This window comes from Bacillus sp. JJ1521, from assembly GCF_036965165.1.
Taxonomy (GTDB): Bacteria; Bacillota; Bacilli; order Bacillales; family Bacillaceae_L; genus Ferdinandcohnia.
In genome coordinates this window covers 2031-8682 of sequence record NZ_JBALOX010000225.1, presented here as the reverse complement: position 1 = coordinate 8682, position 6652 = coordinate 2031, and the positions used below count along the sequence as shown (strand labels likewise).

At 39.9% G+C, this 6652-nt stretch carries 5 protein-coding genes; all 5 read right to left on the bottom strand.

Features of this window, described 5'->3' with window-relative positions; translation table 11 throughout:
* Positions 1 to 1469, bottom strand: a 1469-nt coding sequence (gene scpA, locus V7147_RS23010) for a methylmalonyl-CoA mutase (RefSeq protein ID WP_335370131.1), incomplete at its 3' end; no start/stop codon positions are given.
* 1 nt (position 1470) lies between these two features.
* Positions 1471 to 3369: a methylmalonyl-CoA mutase subunit beta gene (locus V7147_RS23005; RefSeq protein WP_335370130.1), complete on the bottom strand. Its 1899-nt coding sequence runs from the start codon at positions 3367 to 3369 to the stop codon at positions 1471 to 1473.
* A 477-nt stretch (positions 3370 to 3846) separates the two neighbouring features.
* Complete coding sequence (locus tag V7147_RS23000; RefSeq protein WP_335370129.1) at positions 3847 to 5088, bottom strand: dihydrolipoamide acetyltransferase family protein; 1242 nt, start codon at positions 5086 to 5088, stop codon at positions 3847 to 3849.
* Between the two features lie 43 nt (positions 5089 to 5131).
* Positions 5132 to 6115 carry an alpha-ketoacid dehydrogenase subunit beta gene (locus V7147_RS22995; protein WP_335370128.1) on the bottom strand — a complete coding sequence of 328 codons (984 nt, stop codon included), beginning with the start codon at positions 6113 to 6115 and terminating at the stop codon, positions 5132 to 5134.
* Between the two features lie 12 nt (positions 6116 to 6127).
* The coding region (locus tag V7147_RS22990) for a thiamine pyrophosphate-dependent dehydrogenase E1 component subunit alpha (protein ID WP_335370127.1) at positions 6128 to 6652 on the bottom strand (525 nt) is incomplete at its 5' end.

Here is a 6652-nt window from a genome sequence, read left to right as displayed (position 1 = left end):
GCTGTATTGTCGATGTCTAAAATATCAAGTGGATCTTCTTTTTGTAGGCGATATTTATTTACACCTATAATTGTTTCTTTACCGGAATCGATTCTTGCCTGACGTCTTGCTGCAGCTTCTTCAATTCGCATTTTTGGAAGACCCGTTTCAATAGCTTTCGTCATTCCACCAAGTGTCTCAATTTCCTCAATATGCTTCCAAGCCCGTTCCATAAGTTCGCTTGTTAAAGTCTCTACATAATAGGAACCACCCCATGGATCGATCACATTACAAATTCCTGTTTCGTCCTGTAAATAAAGCTGCGTATTTCGAGCGATACGAGCAGAAAAATCGGTTGGGAGTGCAATCGCCTCATCCAGTGCATTTGTATGCAAGGACTGTGTATGTCCCGATACGGCCGCCAATGCCTCAATACATGTTCTAGTCACATTATTATATGGATCTTGTTCCGTTAAGCTCCAACCAGAGGTCTGGGAATGTGTCCTTAACGCAAGTGATTTAGGATTTTTAGGATTGAAGGCTTTCATCATTTGGGCCCAAATAAGTCGAGCAGCCCTCATCTTCGCAACCTCCATAAAATAGTTCATTCCGATTGCCCAGAAGAATGACAATCTAGGAGCAAAGGAATCAATATCAATTCCCTTCTTTATTCCTGTTCGAACATATTCTAATCCGTCTGCTAACGTATAGGCTAGTTCAAGATCTGCAGGTGCACCTGCTTCTTGCATATGATACCCGGAAATACTAATACTGTTGAATTTCGGCATATTTTTTGACGTGTACTCAAAAATATCCGAAATAATCCTCATCGAGGTTTCCGGTGGATAAATATATGTATTCCTCACCATATATTCTTTTAAAATATCATTTTGAATCGTCCCCGATAATTTCTCGGGAGGAACCCCTTGCTCCTCTGCAGTTACAATATAAAACGCCATAATTGGAAGGACTGCACCATTCATGGTCATCGACACACTCATTTGATCAAGTGGAATCCCATCAAATAACGTCTTCATATCAAGAATTGAATCAATCGCAACCCCAGCTTTACCTACATCGCCAACAACGCGTGGATGGTCTGAATCATAGCCACGGTGTGTAGCCAAGTCAAAAGCAACAGAAAGACCCTTTTGCCCCATCGCAAGGTTTCGTCGGTAAAAAGCATTACTCTCCTCTGCTGTAGAAAAACCAGCATATTGGCGAACAGTCCAAGGACGATTCACATACATCGTCGGATATGGGCCTCTTAAAAACGGAGGAAGACCAGGCATGTAATCGAGATGAGTCATCCCATTCAGATCTTCTTCTGTATATATAGGTTTTACCGCAATTTGTTCGTTTGTTTCAAAAAGTAACTCATCAATAGATTGCTTTATTTCTTCTTCTACTTTTTTACTCCATTCCTCAGGAGAGGATGAAGAATCGGATACTTTTAGCTTTAGTTTGGAAAGATCGATCCTTTTTGCCATGTTAGCGCACCCCCATTTCTTGTTGTAATTGATGTAAAAATGCAAAGCAATCTGTACCAATATGGATAAAGTCGTTTATTCCTACGTTTCGATAGACTTCTTCATTTTCTTGTTTTCCAGCGATAAAAAACCGAAGATCTGGGTTTGTTTTTTTTAATTCACTGCATATTTCAGTGACCATTTCTTTGTATGAGTCATCTTTCCCACAAAAAATATAGACATTCAAATTCATAGCTCTCGCGCCTGCAATGACATCTTCTGCTTTTGCATATCCATCGTTTTTCAAGACCTGGTAGCCACCCGCTTCAAAGAATCCCGTAATAAAATCAGCTCTAGGCTTATGTTCAGGTATAGGACCTAAATTTAATAAACCGACTTTAGGTCGCTCTCCATTATCTTGAAGAAAACTTTCAGATGCTCGTCGAAGTTGCTCAAAGCCTTCTGAGATTCTTACCGGTGATATTTTTTTGATTGAAATAGCAGCATCCTTACTCTTATAAATGTCTTTTGTTTTGGTAGAGACCATTGGCTTTTCCTGGTTATTTGCATACATATTCGTACCGACAATTTTATCTTTTCGATGGCTCACATTTTTTTGTCTTTCTTGTAAAACTGACGAAATACTTTTTTGAACTGTACCTGCTTTCAACGCTTCAAGCATTCCACCTTGGGACTCGATTTCGTTTAACAGCTCCCATGCATTTTCTGCCAGTTCATTTGTCAATGCTTCCACATACCAAGAGCCACCCGCTGGATCAATTACTTTATTTAGAAAGGATTCCTCACGCAGAATCGATTGAGTGTTTCTTGCAATCCTTCTTGAAAAAGAATCTGATTCCTTGCTTGGTTCATCAAAGGGTGAAACATGAAGACTATCAATTCCGCCTACAATTGCAGAAAATGCTTCAGTTGTCGAGCGGAGCATATTGACATATGGGTCATGAATGGTTTTCGTAAATGCAGATGTCCTTGCATGGATATGCATTTTAGTAGAATCTTCATTTCCTCCATAGGCTTCGATGATTGTCGTCCAAAGAATTTTTGCAGCTCGTAGTTTGGCAATTTCCATAAATATATTTGAACCAATTGAAAAAGAAAAGGTCATATGTTGTGCAATTTCATCAACAGTAAGCCCTCTTTCAAGTAGCTCGCTCATATATTCAATTCCAGTTCCAAGGGTAAAAGAAAGCTCCTGAACGGCATTTGCTCCACCATTCTGATATGGATCACCTTTTACAAGAATCGTTCGTACGTTTGGTTGATTTTCCATCGCCCATTTTACGGATTGTGCTAATTGGTCATAGGCAGCTTCTGGTTTAATCGATAACTGTCCCTGTTCAACTAATATAGCAAGTGGATCCATACCAATTGTTCCACTAATGGAATCTGTATTTGCGAAAGAATGAAAAAGTGATAAAAATGCTACTAAATCGATCCCTGCATCAATAATGACAGGTGTATCAGACAGTGAGATTCCGTCAAATGCTTTTGCGATATCCTCGTCTGTATGTAATTGAAGTCCCTTATTCGGGCTGTATTGCGTTTGCACTTTAAAATGAATCATAGTTTGACCATTTTGAAGCGCTTCCTTTAAAGCAGTGTTAAAATCACCTGGTGTTTTTACGTCCAGTTCCTGGCTAACATGCCAAGGTTGGTTCACATAGCCTGTTAGTTTTGAACCTCTTACTTTCGAACCCTCTCCAGGCATATCTTTTAGAAACGGTATTTGTTGAACATCGTCCTTTGTATAAATAGGCTTAAGAGTGATTTTTTCATATGTTTGTTTATGTAATTTTTCAATGGGTTTTCCTTTTAATGTTTTTTCAGCTTCCTGTTCCCATGTCTTGTAATCTATGGATGGGAAGGTCATATTCTGGTATTCTTTCGATTGCTTCGTCACAAGGCTTCCCCCTCTTATCGAAATCGTTTTCACCTATAAATTAATTTTAGTATATATATTTGGTTGTCGCAATGAGTAGATGGAAGATTAGTAAAGGGGGATACGCGGTACATTCCCATACAATAATCATGCAAATACAAGATATTGGTAAACATTTAGAATTATACAGGAGGTGTCATGCTTACAAAGGCTGGAAAATAGCATCCAATTGGATATAAATAGGAGATGACAAACATGCAACCACAAGAAAGTGGTTCTAAATTGGAAATATCTAGGAGATACCATACATACAAAGACAAGAAAGTGACCCTCAATTGGAACTATCTAGGAGATACCATGCATGTAAAGACAAGAAAATGGCTTATGTTGCCACAATTCTTAATCTAGATTGACTTCACCCTAATGTTCTACCTAAAATGAACAGATTATATCAAGCAAAGGTTGAAGCGAAAAAAAGACACTGCTTATGCAATGTCTTTAGTAAATAGCTGTATTTTCTTTTGAGGTATTCTCGATGATTTCCTTTACTCGTGCTAGGAAACGTCCGCAAACTAGGCCATCCAACACACGATGATCAAGTGACATACAGAGATTCACCATGTGACGAACAGCAATCATGCCATCTATGATAACCGGTCGTTGAACGATTGATTCAACCTGTAAAATAGCTGCCTGTGGATAATTAATAATTCCCATTGACTGAACAGATCCAAATGAACCTGTATTATTCACTGTGAAAGTTCCACCTTGCATATCATCTGCCGCAAGTTTTCCAGTTCGCACTTTAGAAGCGAGGTCCGTTATTTCTCTTGCAATTCCCTTAATTGATTTTTCATCCGCGTTCTTAATTACCGGAACAAACAGTGCATCATCTGTTGCAACCGCAATCGAAATATTAATATCCTTCTTCTGGATAATTTTATCTCCTGCCCACATAGAATTGATTTGCGGGAACTCTTTAAGCGCTTGGGCAACAGCTTTTACGAAAAATGCAAAGAATGTGAGATTGAAGCCTTCCTTTTGCTTGAATTCATTCTTCATTGAATTNNTTGTCCATGCATGTGGAATCTCATGTTTACTACGGAGCATGTTCGTAGCGATCGCTTTTCGAACCCCAGTTACTGGTATTTCAATATCGCCAACTGTTACAGGTACATTTGGTGTTGGGGTTGGCTTAGAAGTTTGTACATTAGTAACCGGTGGCTGATTTTGAGCTGCCGCACTTTGAACTTCCTGACCTGCTGTTGGAATCTGTCCTGATTCAATTAACTTCAGAAGGTCTTTTCGGGTAATTCTTCCGCCTGCCCCTGTCCCGTTCACTTGTGCAAGATCAATATTATGTTCCTGTGAAAGCTTTAGAACAGCAGGTGAATAACGTAATTTTTTTGAAGTATCCCTTGGTTCCGCATCAATATTTGTTGCATTTTCAAGGGCTTCATCTACATCAGCTTGTGGTGTGGCTTGTTCGGTTCCACCTCCAGCGGTTTCAATGACACAAATCACTTCACCAACCGGTAGTGTTTCTCCTTCTTCGGCAATAAGCTCTTTAATAACACCTGAGAAAGAAGAAGGTACCTCTGCATTTACTTTATCTGTCATTACCTCAGCTAACGGATCATATTTGTTTACGGTATCCCCAACTGCTACAAGCCATTTACTAATCGTACCCTCTGTAACACTCTCACCGAGCTGGGGCATTATTATTTTTTCAGTTGCCAATCATAAAACCTCCTAATCACCATTCATGTATAAATATGAATAGTTAAAATTCCGCAAGCTCTCTCATTGCTTTTTCTACTTTATCCGGATTTACCATAAAGTATTTTTCCATCGTTGGTGCATATGGCATTGCTGGTACATCTGGACCAGCAAGTCGCTTAATTGGGGCATCTAATTCAAACAAGCAATTTTCAGCAATGATGGCGGCAACTTCACCCATAATGCTTCCTTCTTTATTATCTTCCGTTAACAATAAAACCTTACCCGTTTTTGAAGCTGCTTCAATAATCGCTTCTTTATCTAGCGGATATACCGTACGTAGATCAAGGATATGCGCTTGGATTCCATCTTTCGCGAGACGCTCTGCAGCTTGTAAGGCGAAGTGAACACATAAGCCGTACGTAATTACCGTAATGTCATCACCTTCACGCTTCACATCAGCCTTCCCAATTGGCAATACATAATCGTCATCTGGGACTTCACCTTTAATTAACCGATAAGCACGTTTATGTTCAAAAAATAAAACCGGATCTTCATCACGAATAGCAGCCTTTAACAAGCCTTTTACGTCATAAGGCGTAGAAGGCATCACAATTTTTAACCCCGGTTGGTTTGCAAAAACAGCTTCTACGGATTGAGAGTGATAAAGCGCTCCATGTACTCCCCCACCATAGGGAGCTCTAATGGTGATTGGACAATTCCAATCATTGTTTGAACGATAGCGGATTTTAGCAGCTTCCGAGATAATTTGATTGACAGCAGGCATAATAAAATCAGCAAATTGCATTTCCGCAATAGGTCTCATTCCATACATGGCTGCACCTATTCCGACACCTGCAATAGCAGACTCAGCTAAAGGGGTGTCCATTACACGCTGCTCACCGAATTGCTCATAAAGTCCATTTGTCGCCTTAAATACTCCACCTTTTTTTCCTACGTCTTCTCCTAAGATAAAAACTTTAGGATCACGTTCCATTTCTTCGCGAATTGCCATTGTTACGGCATCAATATATGAGATTACAGGCATTCTTTTTCCCCCTTACTGTTCAGCGTATACATGCTTTAAAGCATACTCTGGCTCTGCATATGGTGCGTTTTCTGCATAATCAGTTGCTTCATTGACAAGCTTTGCAACACGATCTCCAATTACCTTTTCCTTCGCCTCATTTAAGACTCCAACTTGATTTAAATAGGTCGCAAAAGAAAGGACTGGGTCATTCTTTTTCGCCTCTGCCACTTCTTCCTGTTCACGGTAGGCACGATCATCATCATCAGATGAGTGCGCAGTCAAACGGTATGAGATGGTCTCTACTAAGGTCGGTCCTTCTCCTCTACGCCCCCGATCTGCCGCTTCTTTAACTGCCTTATATACTTCAAGTGGGTCATTTCCATCAACTGTTACACCTGGCATTCCATACCCAATAGCGCGGTCGGAAATTTTTTCACAAGCTACCTGCTTTTCATATGGAACAGAAATGGCGTATTTATTATTTTCACACATGAAGATAACCGGAAGCTTATGAACCGCTGCGAAATTCGCACCTTCATGGAAATCTCCCTGATT

What these genes read in the sequence shown, in the direction of transcription:
- V7147_RS22995 (WP_335370128.1), bottom strand. Translation starts at nt 6,115, where the DNA reads ATGCCTGTAATCTCATATATTGATGCCGTAACAATGGCAATTCGCGAA.